Genomic DNA, 18,715 nt, shown 5'->3' with positions numbered 1-18,715 from the left:
TACGAGTACTGCTGCACTAAATTATTGTCTCCCCTTCTCAAAATGGGATACAGGTTACTAAACCTTGCAAATTAGATTTGCTCATAAATTGACAGTGGTTTTGCTATTAGGAATCCTTGAACGCCGTATGCACCTACTTCTTTTGCTAGGTCTAGTTGAGTGTGAGTTTCTATATTAGGGATAACCGCATTAACACCTAGTTTATCAACGAGATCACAAATCATGCTTAAGTAGTCTTTGTTTGCCGACGAGTCTTCATGGTTAATATACCGGCTATCGAGTTTTAGCCAATGAACTTTCATATCAGAAAATCTCGCCAAACTACTTGAGCCACGACCAAAGTGGTCGATTGCAATTTGCACCCCCATATTGGCGATTCTAAAACTGGCTTCGCGCGCAGTTTGGCAGTGAGACAAATCTATTTCATCAAATTCCATGATCAAATTATTAGCCAACCCCGGTGAGCTTTCTAACATTTCCACTAACCATTTCATAAACTCTTCGGACTTAAGTGAAAATGCCGATACATTGATAGAAACTTTGCCCGCGACAGCGCCAAATAAATAATGTTTATGAAGTTCTTCTAAGGTCCGTTGGTCAAGCACTGCAGTTACATCAAATTTTTCAGCCATTGTAATAACAGTACCAAGTGAAACAGCCTGATCGTTGACCGTCAACTTCGTATATAGCTCGGTAAACAACAAGGTATTTTGACTGGTGGAAACTACAGGTTGAAGAAAGAACTCAACTCGTGCTGTTTCCATCGCTGCTAATAACTCACCTTTAGAACCATAAACCGTTGAGCCCGCCTCATTAACAACGGAGCTATCAACATAAAACCGTTTACCTTGGGTAATCGCATGTTTAAGCGCAGTATCAACTCGTTTTAACAGTGATTTGTTGGTATCCGTTTCTAAGAGCTCAACTGCACCTAAAACGGCACCGCCGTATATTTTTAAAGGCGTGCAATCGACCATCTGCTTTGCAATGTCTTTGGTAAAATCAACAATTTCCTGCGCCCCAAAATGCAATAACAAAACGCCCATTTCTTGTTCGTTCAATTGAAATAATTGAATGTTTTTACCTAAACCATGGGTTCGTTCGACGCTGTTTTTTACAAATTCAAGTACCGTTTTATAGGTAGGAAAACCCTGTTCGAGTTTCAACTTACCCAAATTAGTTAAATGCACGACCACCAAGCCGCAATGAACCTTGTCATTTTCTGTGTTAATCACATCGGTTATGGCAGAGTTAAAGTATTCGCGGTTAGGTAATCCCGACACGGTATCGTGATAAACGCTATGCTTAAGTTCATCCATCCGTTCCTGTTGCGTATCAAACAAAATTTTAATTTGCTTGGTCATATCATTGTGGGCTTGAATCAACTGCTCAAACTCAGCAATACCTGACCGAGTTTCTATTTGTGGATAATGTTTATTAGCAACAGCTGCCGCCTGGCGTTGAACCGCGCTAATGGGGCGCAATACAATATTAAAAAGAGCTAGCCCTAAAGCCCATGCGATAAGTCCGACAAAAATAGTAATAGATAACATGTCGGTAAACTGTCGCCAAATAAACTGATAAAACGCATATGGATGTATTTCAACTTCCAACTCGCCAATTTTATCAATACCGCGATACAGTTCTTGGCTTCCCATTATAACTTCTAGTGGCAATATCGTTTGGAACCAAAGCGGCACCCCCGCGGTAGCGCTGAGATCAGTACGTTGATATAAAACGGATTTAGTGGCATCCGCTGCAAACAAACTAATACGTGAATAATTCCCCGCATCATAAAAACTGTCTATTTTGGCTTGATAGAGTTCTTGGTTTGCAGACATTAACGCCAAATGGAGGGGGTCAGATAAATATTGGGCAGCAGTATTCGATTGATTCACTAACTCTTGCACCGTAAGTTGCCTTACGTTTAACAAAGAAAGCCACGCGTATCCGGCGACTAAGAGGGTAATAATTAAACTGTGGATTACAAAAAGCTGACGGGAAAGTTTCAATTCAACACCTCAAAAGATCACAAATAACAATTCAGCGAAAATTCACTATTAAATTCGAGTTCCAGCACGACTAAAATGCACCGACGCAGGGTCGATTACAGATACCACCGACAAGTGTTGTAAATTTAAATGTTCATTAAATTCCGCTTTATCTAATACTTGGTCACGAAGCAAAATACGAGCGCCATCACTACTGTTAAATAATAAGGCGACTTGATTATGATTATTTTGATTTAAATAGACCAACCGAAAAGCAGATGAGTCAAAGCCTAGTTGAGATAACATCGACCATTTCATAAATGCTAATTCAGCGTCATTCGCCGTTCCCGTTTCAAAAACATCGTTATAAAGTTGCGAAACATGAGTAGCATTTAAGTTATTGGATTGAATTTGAGCAGTCAGCGCCTGAACTCGACTGAGTTTTTGATTTTTATCTAAAGTGTGTTTTTGCAATTCTAATTGTTGCCACTGAACACGCAAAAGCGCTTGCTGACTGGCATCGGCAAGGTTGATGGTGTAAATCAATGACACGATAAAAATAAGTATGCGCATAAGGTGCTTTTTTTTATTGTTATTATTTTGTCAGTCTAGCAAAGAAATTAGATTTGGTTAAGTATTCTACAATTCGATATTCTGATTTTTTCTTTGGTTTCGCCTACACAATTCAGTAAACTAGCTTCATTCAATTAAAACAGTACGCAAAAATCAATGACCTCAGAATTTAAATCCGAAGAAAAAACCCATTTTGGTTACCAAACTGTAGACAAAAATGACAAGCAAAACCTAGTCGCAAATGTTTTTCATTCTGTCGCGGCGAAATACGACATTATGAACGATTTAATGTCGATGGGAATTCATCGGGTTTGGAAGCGCTTTACAATTGATGCTAGTGCAGTGCGCCCCGGAAACAAGGTACTCGATCTAGCCGGTGGTACTGGTGACTTAACACGTAAATTTAGCGAAATCGTTGGTGAAAATGGCCAAGTCGTTTTAGCCGACATAAACGACTCAATGATAAAAGTAGGTCGTGAAAAGCTTGAAAACTTAGGCGTTGTTGGCAACGTAGAATACATTCAAGCAAATGCAGAGGCATTACCATTCGCCGACAATACATTCGACATTGTTACTATTGCATTTGGTTTACGTAACGTAACTGACAAAGACGCAGCGCTTAAATCGATTTATCGCGTATTAAAGCCTGGTGGACGATTATTAGTACTTGAGTTCTCTAAGCCAAACCAAGAGTGGTTAAGCAAGGTATATGACTTTTATTCGTTTAACATATTACCTAACGTTGGCCAATTAATTGCCAATGACAAAGAAAGCTATTTGTACCTATCTGAGTCGATTCGAATGCACCCGGATCAAGAAACACTTAAAACGATGATGCAGAGCGCGGGCTTTGACCAAGTCAATTATTCAAACCTAACCGGCGGTATTGTCGCGTTACACAAAGGATTTAAATTCTAACTATGCTGTTAAATGCTGCCTTTATGATTATTGAACCGGCGCTGAACGAAGCACTCGGTTACGACTACAATGCAAAGCAAAAACTGGCTAAGTTAGAAAACAAAAAATTCACTGTCACGTTAACCGATTTAAAACTGTCACTGAGTTTGTTGGTCATTAATAACCAAATTAAGTTAATGACCAATGCTGAAGGTAGCGACTGCACCGTCCGTACAAAATTCGATAAATTAAAATCGTTATCCGATGCGTCGGTGCTGACCAAACTCATCAAATCGGATGAACTCGAACTTGAGGGTGACCTTGGAATTGCACAGGCCTATTCAAATTTGTTAATTGAAAGCAACATAGATTGGCAAGAGTGGTTGTCGACGTATTTAGGTGATGCCCTTGCACACCGTGTTGCAAGTGTCATCATAAAATTAAACCAATTACTTGCCCGCAAGCTTGCCGATATTGATTACACAGTTGCTTCCGCCTTGACCGACGAACTCAAAGTCACGCCAGATAACATTGAAATAAACCAATTTATTGAAGACGTCGACAACTTGCATGCTCAAACTGAGCGTTTATTCTCAATGTTCACTCAATTTAGGAAGTCAGTTTGAAACTCTCGAACTTAAGCCGCTTGGCATTTATATTCCATACCGCTTTGTACTATCGCTTGTTTAGCGGCATTCCAAAGCATCTCCGTCCTTGGTATATCAAGCTAATTCTTTTGGTGTTTTTCTGGTATCCAAAAACCAAACAAAAATCAGCCAACGCATACAATATTAGACTGGCCCTTGAATCTCTTGGCCCAGTTTGGATTAAGCTTGGGCAAATGTTATCCACTCGCAAAGATTTATTGTCTGACGAATTTAGTGTTGAGTTATCAAAACTGCAGGATCAAATCGCTCCCTTTGACGGCGAACAAGCAAAACACATCATTTGTCAGGCACTTGGCATCGACGATATCCACCAACGCTTTGAAACCTTTGAAACCACACCGTTAGCAACAGCGTCTATTGCTCAGGTTCATGCCGCAACACTACTCGTTGACCAACAGCCAAAAGACATTGTAATAAAGGTCATTAGACCTGGCATTACTCAGCAAATTGAAGCCGATATTAGCTTAATGAAACTCGCTGCGGGTCTTGTTAAACGTTATTTAAAAGACGGCGTTCGTTTACGCCCTTTAGAAGTCATAGAAGAATACGAAAAAACCATACATAGTGAATTAAACCTCGCGCAAGAAGCCGCAAATGGTCAGCAATTAAAACGAAATTTTGAACAATCTGATGACCTCTATATTCCAGAAATTTACAGTGAACATTGCCGTAAAAACATGCTGGTTATGGAGCGTATTTATGGCATCCCGGTCTCTGATGTTGAGCGACTAAAAAGCCAAAATACAGATTTAAAACGACTTGCAGAAAAAGGCGTGAGCGTATTTTTTACTCAGGTGTTTCGGGACAGTTTTTTCCATGCCGATATGCACCCTGGTAATATTTTTGTTGCTGAGACAACTCCTGAAAATCCACAATACATCGGAATCGACTTTGGGATCATGGGCACCTTAAATTCTGGTGACAAACGCTATCTTGCTGAAAATTTTGTCGCATTTTTTAACCGTGATTATCTAAAAGTTGCTCAATTGCATGTTGAATCTGGCTGGGTTCCAGCACATGTGAATGTCGAACAATTTGAGATGGCAATACGCACGGTTTGCGAACCTATCTTTAATAAACCTCTGGACCAAATATCTTTTGCTCAAGTGTTAATCGGTTTATTCGACACCGCAAGACAGTTTGAAATGGAAGTACAACCACAACTCGTATTGCTGCAAAAAACACTGTTGTATGTTGAAGGGCTAGGAAGACAACTTTATCCGCAACTTGATTTGTGGCAAACCGCAAAACCATTTTTAGAAGACTGGGTTAATCAGCAAATTGGCTTTAAATCAGCGTGGAAACAAATTAAATCAAATGCGCCTTATTGGATTGAAAAAGCCCCAGGTTTACCAGATTTAGTACACGCAAGTTTAACTAGCATTAAGCAGTTGCCCACATTACAGCAACAACTCATTAGCGAGTATCAGATAGCGCAAAATGGACACAAACAATTTGTGAAAGACCTCGCGTTATTTTCACTATCGAGTTTATCTTTGTTACTCACAGCGTTGTTTGCCAAATTCGACAATCAACTGTGGTATGGGTTAAGTGGATTTTTGGGCCTTGCAGTTATCTACTTTGCTTATCGGGTTTTCATTAAAAACCGCTAGTCATTGCGGATCATTCATTACAAAAATCCATAATGCACTTCAAATCTAAGGGTTATGCCGATGTCTCGTTGGAATTCGGTATAACCATGCTTAGAGACTAAACTATCAACATCCGGTTCACGACTAAACTCTAGGAACGGTTCGACTTCAAAAAATATCCAACTCCGGATAGCTTTTCTGCGGTAACGAACACTAAATTTGTAAAACTCCGGAGCGTATTTGGGCTTTACAACACCAACCGAAGATAAGCCAACGATCACGACAGACTTGTCACTCACTGCCGTAATTGAATACAAACCCGAACGCCATTCTGGGCTTTCATAGGTTTGTAAGTCACGGATAGAATAGTTTAAACGAAGTTCATTAATAGGACTGACTTCTAATCCAGTGTCGATTAGAAAGCGACTACCCCAACCGTCACTCACATAATATTCTAAAGAGGGTTGCAGCGTTAATGACACTTTGTCATTAAAAAACCTCTTACGATAGGACATTTGCGAACGGGCGTAAAGTTGGTTGTCACCCCACCCTAATCTAGAAGATGTACTGATATCCTCCGATACTGAATGTAGAAAACGAATCGCGGCACCTAAAGAACGCTCACTCGATTTGTACGCATCGGGACGAACAGATTCGTAGGGTAAATTTTTAAAATCATCTTGCTCATCGTCAGTTAAAATTAATTCGACACGATCCTTTAGATTAGGAAGTTTCGCTCTTACTTTAAATTTAACGGGAAAATTTCCCCACTCACCATCGCGTGGTTCCCAACCCATAACAACATGGCCCCAGGCTTTTGCTTTGTCGCTACCGGGCTTACCATTTGCAAAATAACCATCAACCCAGTTTGCCGTCCAATCCATAGTATCGCCGACAGTTTCCATCACCGTATTAACATCGACAAACAATACTTTTAGTCGTTTTTCTTCGAGCTCTTTTTCTAATTCGGTTATATCTTTATCTGTTTTATTTTCGACCGCCGGAGGTAGTGGTTGATTGACGCATTGAGGACTGGGAGCGTTAGTATTTTCTTTCGATTCAGTTTTTACCGACGAGACCCTATCATCACTGCCTTTGCAGATATCTTGTTGTGGACTTGAAGGCAATTCCGTAGCCATAACTTCGAATATCAAACTCACAAATATTAAAATATTGGTGATTAATTTCCCGTACATTTTGTAGGCATCCTGTTCCTCGACCGATTGCATCGTTTTAATGTGATTTAAGGGTATGAATTTGAGCACTTATGACTTTATAATAGCAGTAATTGTTTAAAAAGGGGCGTTACATGTTTGGTGGAATTAGCATTTGGCAATTACTGATCGTTTTGGTAATTGTAATTTTATTATTTGGCACTAAGAGATTGAAATCATTAGGGAGCGATCTTGGCTCTGCCGTTAAAGGATTTAAAAATTCTGTTTCTGACGAACCCGTAGTTGAAGATAAAACTGACGAAAAGAAAGATGCTGAGTTTGTTGAAACCAACAAAGAAAAAGTGAAAAAAGACTAGTGGGATTCTGGGAGCTGATTCTCATCGCGGTTGTTGGCACAATTGTGTTAGGGCCTGATCGCTTGCCAGCTGCTATGCGTAAAGTAGTGCAGTTCAAACGGCAGTTGTCACAAATGACACAGAGCTTTAGTGCGGAAGTAAACGAGCAATTACGAGTGCACGAGCTCCATGAAAACCTCAAAAAGGCTGAACAGCAAGGATTGGATAGCCTTTCCCCCGAACTACAGAAATCTGTAGATGAGCTTACCAAAGCGGCAGAAAGCGTAAACCAACCGCTTAATGTTGAGCACCAAAAAGATAAGTCTGATGACAACAGAAAAGACTGAAAAACCCCCAATCATTGAGCACTTAATAGAAATTCGACAACGGTTAATTCGTAGCGTTGTTGCCGTTCTTTTGTGTTTTGCCGTGTTGGCTGTGTTTGCAAACGAGATATATACCCAAATTGCGGCGCCTTTAATTGATGTTTTGCCTGAGGGTGCAAGTATGATTGCAACCGATGTTGCTGCACCATTTTTAACGCCATTTAAACTTGCTTTCATGTTATCCATCGTTGCGGCGTTCCCGTATTTGCTGCATCAAATGTGGGGATTTATTGCGCCGGGTTTATATAGTCACGAAAAAAAACTCGCTGCGCCTATCTTATTTTCCTCTGTTTTTCTTTTTTACAGTGGTATTGCATTTGCCTATTTTATTGTCTTTCCGCTCGCCTTTGCATTCTTTACCAGTGTAGCCCCAGAAGGTATTACGATAGCGACCGATATAAGCAGTTACTTGGATTTTATTCTTAAAATATTTATCGCATTTGGTTTCGCATTTGAAGTTCCAATCGTTGTTTTTGTCCTTTGTTGGGCTGGGATCACCGATGTAGAAACACTAAAAACAAAACGACCTTATGTTGTCGTAGGTGCCTTTATACTTGGAATGTTGCTCACTCCTCCGGATGTTATTAGCCAAACATTACTGGCAATTCCAATGTGGATGTTATTCGAGCTTGGGCTAATTATGGCGACGATTGTAAATAAAAAGCGAGAACAAGATGACAACAAGTAAAACGCAGTTTTCTATTTTCCTACTCACATTAATAGCAGTAACTTCAGTATTTTCTGCTAATGCTGCGGGTATTTCTAATAAAGACTATGCCGCATGCAACAGCATTAAAGCTGATATCAAACGACTCAATTGTTACGACAATTTGGCAGATCGTGTTTTTTCTAGCAAAGGCGAAGTAGCTCACAGCGACGAGGCAGTAAAACAAGCGCCTAAAAAGTCAGCTAACAGTAAATTTGGCCTCGAACACAAGCAATATTTGGACGAACAATCTGCAGAGCAAATTACCGCTACCGTAACTAAAGTCAAAAAAACGGCATATGGCCATTTAAAGATTTATTTAGATAATGGTCAAATTTGGAAACAGACCACAACGGACAGGCTTAAACTAAAGGCAAACGAAGTCATTGTTATAGAACGTGCAATATTGGGCTCATTCACCCTTAAAAAAGCAAATTCAAATAATCAATACAAGATAAAACGCCTAAAATAGTATTAAATAAAATGCTTGGTGGCGTCGACGTATCGTTAAAATTTGCGTTAGGTTAAAAGATAACAAAAATATTGGGATGGAAGTTATTCGGTTTAGCGTTATATTTATATTTTGCGCTGTAGACTCAACTTGGATCCATAGGGAATTCAGCTAATTTAATGAACCAAATTTAATTTATGTTCAATAACCCGATATTTGAAATTTATCAGTTATCTCCTTTAGCGTATATTTGGATGGGGCTTATCATCGGCTCCATGTTATTTAACGGCATCATCGCCATCCAAAAAAAATCAATAGTAAATGGCTTACAAAGCGGCTTTTTACTTTCTCTAATGCTGATGACTTTAAGTTTGAACCTCGATAATTCCCTGAGTTTAGGGTCTGATACCATTTCTCAAGTCATTACTATTTATGCATCCTTGGCGTTATTCGCATTTAACTTAATCTCTTTGTATTGCTACTTATCTTTAGGTCAGGACATTTCCCCCCGCATAACTTTGCTTCTCAAGCTTTCCTGTAGCTTTACCATATTAACTCCGCTTACTACTTTTATTGCGCCGCCAAGCGTATTTCTGTTGATACTAACCTTTGTCTTTTTAACGTCTCTATTAAGCTATCTTTTATTTGCTTTTGAAAATGCCAACATCCATTTTGAAACACCAAAAACACATTACATTCCACTTTCTTTACTCATTGTTTCTGTGCTTTATACGGTTATTTTTCTCGCTGCAAACCTGCAATCGAATTTAACGCCGCAAAATCTTTGGATGTTTGCCATCATTTATTATGTAGTTGAAAACTACTGGCAGCAAACAACCTCAAACGGCTCTGGTCCGGATGAAGAAACGGTTGATCAACTAAATAAAACACTAGCCGACCAAAATTTTGAGATGCAAGTTACCCTACGTGAACTGAAAGAGAAAAATCACGAATTAGAAAAACTAAATACATTAGATGCTTTATCCGGTATCCATAATCGCAGGCATTTTGATAAACGCATTTTAGCGGAACTACGCCGTTCCAGACGTGAACAACTGCCGCTATCTTTAGTTATGTTTGACATAGACCACTTTAAAAAAGTTAACGACACCTACGGGCATTTGATCGGCGATGAAGTTATTAGAAGCGTTGCGCTCACCGCCGCAGAAACCTTGCAGCGCTCAACCGACGAAGTATTCCGCTACGGTGGCGAAGAGTTTGCACTCATTTTGCCAAATACTGAAAAGCTGGGAGCATTTGCCCTTGCAGAAAAAATCAGAATAAAGATTTCTCAACTTGCGATTAATAGTGAAAAAGGCCCCATAAGTTGTAATGCAAGTTTTGGCGTAGGTTTTACCGATGCAACTCATTCGATGAGCCCAAAGGATATTATTGGTCAAGCCGATGACGCCTTATATCAGGCCAAAGAAACGGGGCGAAATCGAGTTATCATATTTAATTCAGAGGAAAATATTAATGCCACACAATGATTTAGGTGCATTTCCATTTACGCGAATGCGCAGAATGCGTAAAAATGATTTTTCACGTCGACTTATGCGTGAACACGTATTAACTACAAATGACTTAATATATCCAATGTTTATATTGGATGGGACAGACAAAAAAGAAACTATCGATTCGATGCCTGGCATAGAACGCATGACCATTGATCATCTCGTTAATGAAGCAAAAGAATTAGTTTCGTTGGGCATACCGGCCATTGCGATTTTTCCGGTAACACCGCAATCTATAAAATCAGTTATGGCTGAAGAGGCATATAATCCAGAGGGTTTGGCTCAAAAAGCGGTTCGCGCTGTCAAAGCGGCCTGCCCTGAACTAGGCGTTATTACCGACGTTGCATTAGATCCATTCACAATCCATGGCCAAGACGGCATCATCGACGACAACGGTTATGTCCTTAACGACATTACTACTGAAATTTTAGTCAAACAAGCACTGTCGCATGCTGAAGCTGGAGCGGATGTAGTTGCACCAAGCGATATGATGGATGGTCGAATAGGGGAAATAAGAGACGCATTAGAAATTGCCGGATATCACAACACCTCTATTTTGGCGTATTCGGCAAAATACGCATCTAATTATTACGGGCCCTTTAGAGACGCCGTAGGTTCTGCTGGTAATCTCAAAGGTGCAGATAAAAAGACCTATCAAATGGACCCTGCTAATTGTAATGAAGCTTTGCGTGAAGTCGCCCAAGACCTTGAAGAAGGTGCTGATATGGTTATGGTTAAACCGGGCATGCCTTATCTTGATATCGTAAAAGCCGTAAAAGACACGTACCAAGTACCAACTTATGCTTATCAAGTAAGTGGTGAATATGCCATGCACATGGCGGCAATTCAAAATGGCTGGTTGTCTGAACGAGAAACTGTGATGGAATCCTTACTAGCATTTAAACGCGCCGGCGCAGACGGGATATTAACCTACTTTGCCAAAAGAGCCGCGATTTGGTTAAACGAATAAGTTCGGCAATAAGCCTAATTCCTGATTGATTAGCCTTCAATCAATGCACTTAAACAAAAAGGACGTGCGATTTAGGGCTTATCCTGTTTATTAAGAACAAATTAAAAACCAAAAAAAAACCGAAGTCAGAAATTTGATTTCGGTTTTTTTGTACTCATTTATGTATATGTCTTTAATCCAGAAATAATTTCCATCCTAGTTCAGCTTGTGAACCCGCTTCTTGGTTCAGTTCTGCTTTACTTAGTGGATTGTTATCCAACCAGTTTTTAGGCAATTTGAGCGCGATATCTTCATTGGTTACAACAATTTCAACTGCAGGTAAAACTTCGTCTGCTCGTCTGAGCGCCAAAATAACCGCTAACCTCAATATACGAGCTAAACGACATGCAAGTAACACTGACGTTGAACTTTGCTTATAAAGCGAGTCTTTATCTATGTCTTCCCTGTGGTTTAACACCAAAGAAGTGAGTAATTTTTTCTGCGCTTCGGTAAAGCCTGGTAAATTGGTGTTTGCCAGTATGTAACTTGAGTGCAGTTGTTGACCTTTATAGGCGACTTGTAATCCCACTTCATGGACCATAGCTGCTGCTCGCAATATGTCTAGCGCTTCGAATTGTTGCAGATCCCAACTGGGTTCGGTTTGTTTAGCCAAATTTATCGACAACTCTGCAACTCGTTTAGCATGCTCTTTATCGACATGATAACGTGTCATGACACTTTCGATTGTCCTATTGCGAACATTCATTTTTGTCAGTTCAGGTAACATCGAATACAATTGACCTTCGCGCAACGCCCCACCGGCCAGTGTCATCCCGGTCAAGTTCAGTTGTCTAAAGATTGCGATCAATATCGATACACCACTTGGAAATACCATGCGACGGTCTTTAACTAAACCGGGGATCGTCAGATTATCAATAATTCCGTAGGTGATAGACTGCTGCATGATAGCCACAAGCCTTTCCAGCGTAATGATTTCGTCGTGCCCCTGATGGATTAGAATTTCTTGAATGGCTTGCACCGTACCCGACGCGCCAACTTCTTCGTTCCAGTTAAAATCTTTATAGAGGTCGCGAATCGTCGAAATTTCTAACTCAGCCGCTGCAATAGCATTAGTGTAATTCGTTTCTGAAAGGTAACCACCCGGGAAGTAACGCTCTAAATAGGTGACACACCCGACATTCAAACTTTTACATATTACAGGAGTATCTCCATCGCCTGCGATTAACTCAGTGCTAGCACCACCAATATCAATAACCAAACGGCGTATTTTTCGACTTGATGTGTAAGCAACACCTTTGTAAATAATTTGCGCTTCGCGTTCACCAGATATAATTTCTATTGGCAAACCTAAAATTTGTTCGGCTTTATCTAAAAAAACAGAAACATTTGTAGCGAGTCTAAGTGTAGCAGTTCCGGCAATGCGGATATTATTAATGGGGATATCTTGAAGTCGCTCAGCAAAAAGGTCGAGACATTCCCAACCTCTTAGCATTGCTTCGTCAGACAAAATGAGATTTTCGTCTAGACCAGAGGCTAGGCGAACTTTACGTTTCACCCGGCCAATAATCTGAACACTACCAGCAACCACCTGAGCTATCATCATATGAAAGCTATTTGACCCTAAGTCAATTACGGCATAACTACTGTTTTTTTCCATTTACATCTGACCTTACCAATTAACTCCGGCGTCTTTGATGATGACGTCGTTTCTGATAACGAGGTTTTTGGACATCGTCCAACAACGCAGATTCGTCATAATGCGAAACAGGTATCGCATGGCCAGTATATTCTTCAATAGCTGGTAGATTATAAACATATGATTCACATGCAAAACTAATTGCATGCCCGCTAGCACCCGCTCGGCCGGTACGACCAATACGATGCACGTAATCTTCACGGTCATCTGGTAAATCAAAGTTATAAACGTGTGTTACCGCAGGGATATGAAGTCCACGAGCGGCTACGTCAGTAGCAACGAGGAAATCTAAATCACCTTTTGCAAACGCATCTAAAATACTTAAGCGTTTACGCTGATTCACATCACCCGTTAGTAGACCTACACGGTGTTTATCCGCTTTCATCCAGTTATATATTTTTTCACAAACGTGTTTAGTATTGGCAAAAATAATTGCTTTATCTGGCCAATCGTCTTCGATTAGTGAAAGTAACAATAAAAATTTCTGGTCAGATTGAGGATAAAATAACTCTTCTACTATGCGGTGGCCTGTCATTTGTTCAGGCTCAGTTTGAACATGAGTTGGTTCATTCATGTGTTCAAAAGCAAGTTCTTTTACTTTAAAGCTCATTGTCGCAGAAAATATTAGGTTTAGACGTTGGTCACTAGGTGGCATTTTATTAAATAAATAACGGATGTCTTTAATAAAGCCTAAATCAAACATTCTGTCTGCTTCATCTAGTACCACGGCTTGAATATTTTCAAGCGAATATACGTCTTGTTTTAAGTAATCAATTACACGTCCAGTCGTGCCAATTACTACATCAACTCCTGATTGTAAAAGTTGGCGTTGAGATTCATAACCTTCGCCCCCATAAACAAGTCCAAGAGATAACCCAGTTGTCTCAGCGAATACCACAGCGTCTTTATGAATTTGTATTGCTAATTCGCGAGTAGGTGCCAAAATAATAGCTTTCGGCTGGCCAGGTTTAGTGTCAGACTTGAGAAGACGGTTAAATGTAGCGGTTAAAAACGCTATCGTTTTACCCGTACCAGTTTGTGCTTGCCCTGCTATATCGGAACCTTTTTCGATAAGCGGCATACACATAGCCTGGATAGGCGTACAATTCTCGAAGCCAAGTTTAGAAAGGGCTTTTAGTACATTTTCATGTACATCAAAGTCGGTAAATTTTGTTTCAGTTAAATGTGTCTTAGTCATAGCTGATAAGCATAACCTTAACACTTGCAATAAGAAACATATTATTCAAAATAGACGTATAAATTTTATATAATTTCGGAGTTTAAAATGAGCGATAAAATAGTTGCAGTAACCGATGACAGCTTTGACTCTGTCGTAAACGGCGACAAACCTGTATTAGTAGATTTTTGGGCAGAATGGTGCGGGCCTTGTAAGATGATTGCTCCGATTTTGAACGAAGTAGCTGAAGAAATGGACAGCGTTACAATTGCAAAATTGAACATTGACCAAAACCCTAACACGCCACCTAAATTTGGCGTTCGTGGTATTCCAACACTATTGTTGTTTAAAAATGGTGAAGTTGCAGCTACTAAAGTTGGCGCACTAAGCAAAACGCAATTAGTCGAGTTTTTAAACGACAACGTTTAACATTTACTTGTTTAATGCAGTTAGAAAAGAGTCGATTAATTCGACTCTTTTTTTGTCTTCATATTTTTCTGCTGTACCACCCCCCCAAATAGGGCCTGGCCAGGCAACGTCATTTTCTGTTCTCGCAACCACATGCCAATGCAGTTGACGAACAATGTTCCCAAGATTAGCGACATTTATTTTATCAGCAGAAACTACGGTCCTAAGTGCAGCTGACACTTTAGAACTTTCATCAATTAGTACGTGCTGTTGAGAAACGCTCAACGCATCAACTTCTTCAACCCCCTCAACCTCGGGGATTAAAATAAACCAGGGAAAGCGAGCATCGTTTTGCAATCGAACTTGGCAAAGTTCGAGTTTAGTGACAAAAATAGAGTCTTCTTCGAATCGATGATTTAGTTTAAACATAGTGTAGTTAACTTCTTATATGAGTATTGAAGGCAGACATTTGGCCCTAAAGCAAAAAGGAGCCTGGCAAAAAGACAGTTATTGAATTACTCGGTCTCTTCCCATGCCTTTTGCTTCATAAAGGTTACTATCAGCGCGACGGATCATGTCTTGGACGTTTTTATCGGTGTCAGGATCATATTGAGCGACACCCATACTAAACAAAACCGTAAGAGGCTTTTCAACACCGTTGATGCTTATTTTCTCTAAGTTAGCTTTTAGTCTGTTAAATATCTGGGTGACTTCGTTTTTATCTGTATCACCCAACACTAATAACCACTCTTCTCCACCATAACGTCCATATCGGTCTTGCTTTCTTAGCGCAGATGCACAGGCATTAGAGAAAGATTTTAAAACTTCGTCGCCAACGTCATGGCCATATTGGTCGTTAAAGGTTTTGAAGTGATCTAAGTCAACTAAAGCAATGGTAAAGTTCATATTTGTTTGTCGTGCTTCAGAGAAACGTTCTTTTGCATATTGTAGAACCGCACGTCGATTAGGGGCGTTAGTTAAATGATCACGTAAGGCCATTTTCTGAAACCGAGTCCGGTGTAGAGTTTGTCGATATAACAAGAAGCCAATAACAACCACTATTAAAATCGCCATAACTGCCACTAAGATTAAAAAGAAAAGCCGACTATTTTGTTGCTCTAACCTAAGTTTTTTTACTTCATTGTCTTTGAGTAGTAATAAGTTTTCAGATTCCTTAATTTTACTATCAAACTCAACCATTAGCTTCTCTACGTCCTGTTCTTGAACCCGGTCAAAGTTTTTTAGTAGTCGCTGGCTATAATCCAATTGTGTTTCAAAGGCGCGTTTATAGTCCATCATTAGTTCGTGATATCGCGCAGAGATTAACAGGAACTTACTTGGGTAACCCGGTTGCCCATATTTGGCGTAATCTATTTGAAGCTTATTAAATAACTTACCGGCAGCAATTTTATCTTTGCTTCCGATATACGACTCTAGCAGGCCAACCTTCATACGGAATGAAGTGACTTCATCGTCAAAATATTTGAAAATAGCTATGGATTCTTTGTAAAGATTTGCCGCATTAACAAATTGTGATTGCTTAATAAAAATCCGTGCTAGTGCCGATTTCGAATACGCCAAATTTAACTTGTCATCGATGTCTAGGCTAATTTCAATTGAAGCACTAAACTGCGACTTTGCTTCCTCTAGAAGCCCCATGTCTACGTAGGTAAACCCTAAATTATAATGCGCTAACGATGCTGCATGGCGGTAACCAAGCTTGCTGTATATAGCGAGGGCTTTTTTCAAATAATTAACCGCTAAATTTTTATCGCCTTGCTCGCCATAAACCAATGATAAGGAATTAAAAACGTCAGCCAAGCCCGATTCTTCATTAAGTCTAAAATATATCTCATAGGCCTTATTATAAAATTCTATCGCTTTGTCCATTCCAGTATCTAGATAATAACTATAACCTACTTCAAGGTAAGATCTAGCAACAAGCTCATTTTGTGAAGCTCTCTTAATTTTAGAAATAATTTTTTGAGTTAACTGCTTAGACTTGTCAAACTCTGCTGCATTGTCTAATAAAGCAAGGCGGAGCAAGTCTGCTCTAAGGTTAAAGGTTGGATCATCTAGCGATTCAATTCTGTTACTGTAGGTATCAAGTAATTCTTGCGCCTCTTGATACCTTTCTAGTTTTTTAAGAATCTCAGCTTGTATTAATACGGCTTTTACTATCGATTGTTTATCAGCATGTAGTTGGGCTGAAGACAACAGATCTTTTGATTTATCAAGGGCGACACCGAGTACAGCGATCTTGCTGATTTTCAAATTATCGAGTTCCGAAATTAGTTTATCTTTTGAATACGTATCAGCCGTCGCGCCGCAACTGGCAAATAGCAAAACTGCAATAATCCAACTCAGCTTTAAAAAATGAAACATCTATCCCTTACATCTTCCAAAATTTTCGGTCTCTCTCATTTTAGAGCCAAAAAACCTAGTTCGCCATAAATGAAATTTAAACTCTTACACGTAAGAAGTCGGCAAAAATACTTCTACCTGTAATTCAAGATGCTCAATTTACCAACTTTCTGGTAAGACGCAACTATCTAATATAATAAGCAATAAGAGTATTTTTAGTACTATTGTAAATCTTTGGAATAATGTCGAATTTATTGAGTTAATAATCACGGCAAACTAATCGCACTTTTACTACCGCACTAATCTTAGTCCGTTAATTCAATTTTGCATAAAAAGACAAAATACTTTATTCGTTTGAACAGCTTAATAATTCTGACTAACAAACCCTAATTAACAAAGGCGGTGTCTTCTACTTGTGCTAAAAAAGTGCCTAAATTTCTTAACTAACGTTTAACGTAAAACACCAATACTTAAACCTCAGCTTTTTATAATCATAGCTTTTGTTTACAAAGCTTTGTAAATATTAGCTTTGTAAACAAAAGCCTAGTAAACATTAACTACGAAAAACCACCTACTGATTCTAGTCCTTACCTATACAAATCATGTTAAACACAGTCTACTCGAATACCATTGAAAAAATTTAATGACGGCATAGCAAATCTCGTGCATATATTTATGCATAAAAACCCCATAAATCACCACCATTTAAAAGACAAAAGAAACAGCTTTTTTCAAAACAACACTGTAATTTTGCTGAAACACGTCATTCCATTGCTTGTAATATGAGTCGAGCCTTAGCGATATTTGGAACCTCCAACTGAGTGCAGAGGAATAGCATGTTTCACCTTGCAGGCAGCTCATAAGCTCAGAACAAAAAATGTCATTCCAAAAGAGCCACAGCGATATTTGGAACCTCCAACCGAGTGCAGAGGAAGTTCATAGTTCGCTTTAAATTAGCTCACAGGTTCAGAACAAAAACGTCCTCTGCATATTGAAGGAGATCTCAAATATCGCTTCGCGATTTTGAGATGACGAGTTTTTCTGGCAGTAAACGTCATTCCATAGCTTGCAATATGAGTCGAGCCTTAGCGATATTTGGAACCTCCAACCGTGTGCAGAGAAATAGCATGTTTCACCTTGCAGGCAGCTCATAAGTTCGGAATAAAAAACGTCATTCCAAAAGAGCCACAGCGATATTTGAAACCTCCAACCGAGTGCTGAGGAATAGCATGTTTCACCTTGCAGGCAGCTCATAAGTTCAGAATAAAAAACGTCATTCCAAAAGAGCCTTAGCGATATTTGGAACCTCCAACCGAGTGCAGAGGAAGTTCTAAATTCGCTTTAAATTGGCTCATAAGCTCAGAACAAAAAACTTCATTCCAAAAGAGCCACAGCGATATTTGGAACCTCCAACCGAGTGCAGAGGAATAGTATGTTTCACCTTGCAGGCAGCTCAAAAGTTCAGAACAAAAAACGTCATTCCAAAAGAGCCACAGCGATATTTGGAACCTCCAACCGAGTGCTGAGGAAGTTCATAATTCGTTTTAAATTAGCTCACAGGTTCAGAACAAAAACGTCCTCTGCATATTGAAGGAGATCTAAAATATCGCTTCGCGATTTTGAGATGACGAGCTTTTCTGGCAGTAAACGTCATTCCATAGCTTGTAATATGAGTCGAGCTTTAGCGATATTTGGAACCTCCAACCGAGTGCAGAGGAATAGCATGTTTCACCTTATACCATTTTGGTTAAATATCTGATCTAATATGGCTAGGTTCATCATAGTGGAATATTCGAAAATTGGCTCATACAT

At 39.5% G+C, this 18,715-nt stretch carries 17 protein-coding genes; 10 read left to right on the top strand and 7 right to left on the bottom strand.

Features of this window, described 5'->3' with window-relative positions:
- Positions 1-71 precede the first annotated feature (71 nt).
- Positions 72-2,012, bottom strand: a complete 1,941-nt coding sequence (locus tag Q4575_RS15455) for an EAL domain-containing protein (RefSeq protein WP_303523446.1) — start codon at positions 2,010-2,012, stop codon at positions 72-74.
- Between the two features lie 48 nt (positions 2,013-2,060).
- Complete coding sequence (locus Q4575_RS15450; RefSeq protein ID WP_303523445.1) at positions 2,061-2,564, bottom strand: hypothetical protein; 504 nt, start codon at positions 2,562-2,564, stop codon at positions 2,061-2,063.
- 156 nt (positions 2,565-2,720) lie between these two features.
- Here Q4575_RS15450 and ubiE point away from each other — a divergent pair, with 156 nt between their 5' ends.
- Genes ubiE through ubiB form a run of 3 tightly spaced genes read left to right on the top strand, consistent with a single transcriptional unit; the run spans position 2,721 to position 5,742 of the window.
- Positions 2,721-3,482, top strand: a complete 762-nt coding sequence (gene ubiE / locus Q4575_RS15445; protein WP_215964643.1) for a bifunctional demethylmenaquinone methyltransferase/2-methoxy-6-polyprenyl-1,4-benzoquinol methylase UbiE — start codon at positions 2,721-2,723, stop codon at positions 3,480-3,482.
- A gap of 23 nt (positions 3,483-3,505) precedes the next feature.
- A complete protein-coding gene (locus tag Q4575_RS15440) occupies positions 3,506-4,087 on the top strand; it encodes an SCP2 domain-containing protein (protein WP_303523444.1) in 582 nt (193 codons plus the stop codon).
- Positions 4,084-5,742: a ubiquinone biosynthesis regulatory protein kinase UbiB gene (gene ubiB, locus Q4575_RS15435; protein ID WP_303523443.1), complete on the top strand. Its 1,659-nt coding sequence runs from the start codon at positions 4,084-4,086 to the stop codon at positions 5,740-5,742. The genes Q4575_RS15440 and ubiB overlap by 4 nt, the downstream gene beginning before the upstream one ends.
- Before the next feature lie 17 nt (positions 5,743-5,759).
- Here ubiB and Q4575_RS15430 read toward each other — a convergent pair whose 3' ends face one another.
- Complete coding sequence (locus Q4575_RS15430; RefSeq protein WP_303523442.1) at positions 5,760-6,917, bottom strand: hypothetical protein; 1,158 nt, start codon at positions 6,915-6,917, stop codon at positions 5,760-5,762.
- Between the two features lie 113 nt (positions 6,918-7,030).
- Between Q4575_RS15430 and tatA the strand changes: the two genes are divergently transcribed.
- The 6 genes from tatA to hemB all read left to right on the top strand — a co-directional run bounded on the left by tatA (position 7,031) and on the right by hemB (position 11,258).
- Positions 7,031-7,252, top strand: coding sequence for a twin-arginine translocase TatA/TatE family subunit (tatA, locus tag Q4575_RS15425; RefSeq protein ID WP_215964640.1), 222 nt, complete (start codon positions 7,031-7,033; stop codon positions 7,250-7,252).
- Positions 7,252-7,578 (top strand): Sec-independent protein translocase protein TatB, encoded by a 327-nt coding sequence (tatB, locus tag Q4575_RS15420; protein WP_303523441.1) that lies wholly within the window; start codon positions 7,252-7,254, stop codon positions 7,576-7,578. Before tatA ends, tatB begins: the two co-directional genes overlap by 1 nt.
- Positions 7,559-8,305 (top strand): twin-arginine translocase subunit TatC, encoded by a 747-nt coding sequence (gene tatC, locus Q4575_RS15415; RefSeq protein WP_215964638.1) that lies wholly within the window; start codon positions 7,559-7,561, stop codon positions 8,303-8,305. The genes tatB and tatC overlap by 20 nt, the downstream gene beginning before the upstream one ends.
- Positions 8,292-8,795, top strand: a complete 504-nt coding sequence (locus tag Q4575_RS15410; protein WP_303523440.1) for a hypothetical protein — start codon at positions 8,292-8,294, stop codon at positions 8,793-8,795. The genes tatC and Q4575_RS15410 overlap by 14 nt, the downstream gene beginning before the upstream one ends.
- Positions 8,796-8,971: 176 nt before the next feature.
- Positions 8,972-10,264: a GGDEF domain-containing protein gene (locus tag Q4575_RS15405; RefSeq protein ID WP_303523439.1), complete on the top strand. Its 1,293-nt coding sequence runs from the start codon at positions 8,972-8,974 to the stop codon at positions 10,262-10,264.
- Positions 10,251-11,258: a porphobilinogen synthase gene (gene hemB, locus Q4575_RS15400; protein ID WP_303523438.1), complete on the top strand. Its 1,008-nt coding sequence runs from the start codon at positions 10,251-10,253 to the stop codon at positions 11,256-11,258. The genes Q4575_RS15405 and hemB overlap by 14 nt, the downstream gene beginning before the upstream one ends.
- A 172-nt stretch (positions 11,259-11,430) precedes the next feature.
- On the opposite strand, the gene gppA is transcribed toward hemB, so the two are convergent.
- Together gppA and rhlB are read right to left on the bottom strand one after the other, a co-directional pair.
- Positions 11,431-12,915 carry a guanosine-5'-triphosphate,3'-diphosphate diphosphatase gene (gene gppA, locus Q4575_RS15395; protein ID WP_215964634.1) on the bottom strand — a complete coding sequence of 495 codons (1,485 nt, stop codon included), beginning with the start codon at positions 12,913-12,915 and terminating at the stop codon, positions 11,431-11,433.
- 19 nt (positions 12,916-12,934) lie between these two features.
- Positions 12,935-14,152: an ATP-dependent RNA helicase RhlB gene (gene rhlB / locus Q4575_RS15390; RefSeq protein ID WP_215964633.1), complete on the bottom strand. Its 1,218-nt coding sequence runs from the start codon at positions 14,150-14,152 to the stop codon at positions 12,935-12,937.
- Positions 14,153-14,239: 87 nt separating this feature from the next.
- Here rhlB and trxA point away from each other — a divergent pair, with 87 nt between their 5' ends.
- Positions 14,240-14,560: a thioredoxin TrxA gene (gene trxA, locus Q4575_RS15385; RefSeq protein ID WP_303523437.1), complete on the top strand. Its 321-nt coding sequence runs from the start codon at positions 14,240-14,242 to the stop codon at positions 14,558-14,560.
- 3 nt (positions 14,561-14,563) lie between these two features.
- Here trxA and Q4575_RS15380 read toward each other — a convergent pair whose 3' ends face one another.
- Together Q4575_RS15380 and Q4575_RS15375 are read right to left on the bottom strand one after the other, a co-directional pair.
- Positions 14,564-14,968 carry an HIT domain-containing protein gene (locus Q4575_RS15380; RefSeq protein WP_303523436.1) on the bottom strand — a complete coding sequence of 135 codons (405 nt, stop codon included), beginning with the start codon at positions 14,966-14,968 and terminating at the stop codon, positions 14,564-14,566.
- A gap of 78 nt (positions 14,969-15,046) precedes the next feature.
- Complete coding sequence (locus Q4575_RS15375; RefSeq protein WP_303523435.1) at positions 15,047-16,924, bottom strand: tetratricopeptide repeat-containing diguanylate cyclase; 1,878 nt, start codon at positions 16,922-16,924, stop codon at positions 15,047-15,049.
- Positions 16,925-18,715: the final 1,791 nt, after the last annotated feature.

This window comes from Psychrosphaera sp. 1_MG-2023, assembly GCF_030548245.1.
Lineage (GTDB): Bacteria > Pseudomonadota > Gammaproteobacteria > Enterobacterales > Alteromonadaceae > Psychrosphaera > Psychrosphaera algicola.
The sequence above is the reverse complement of the archived record's forward strand: the minus strand, read 5'-3'. Positions and strand labels throughout refer to the sequence as shown.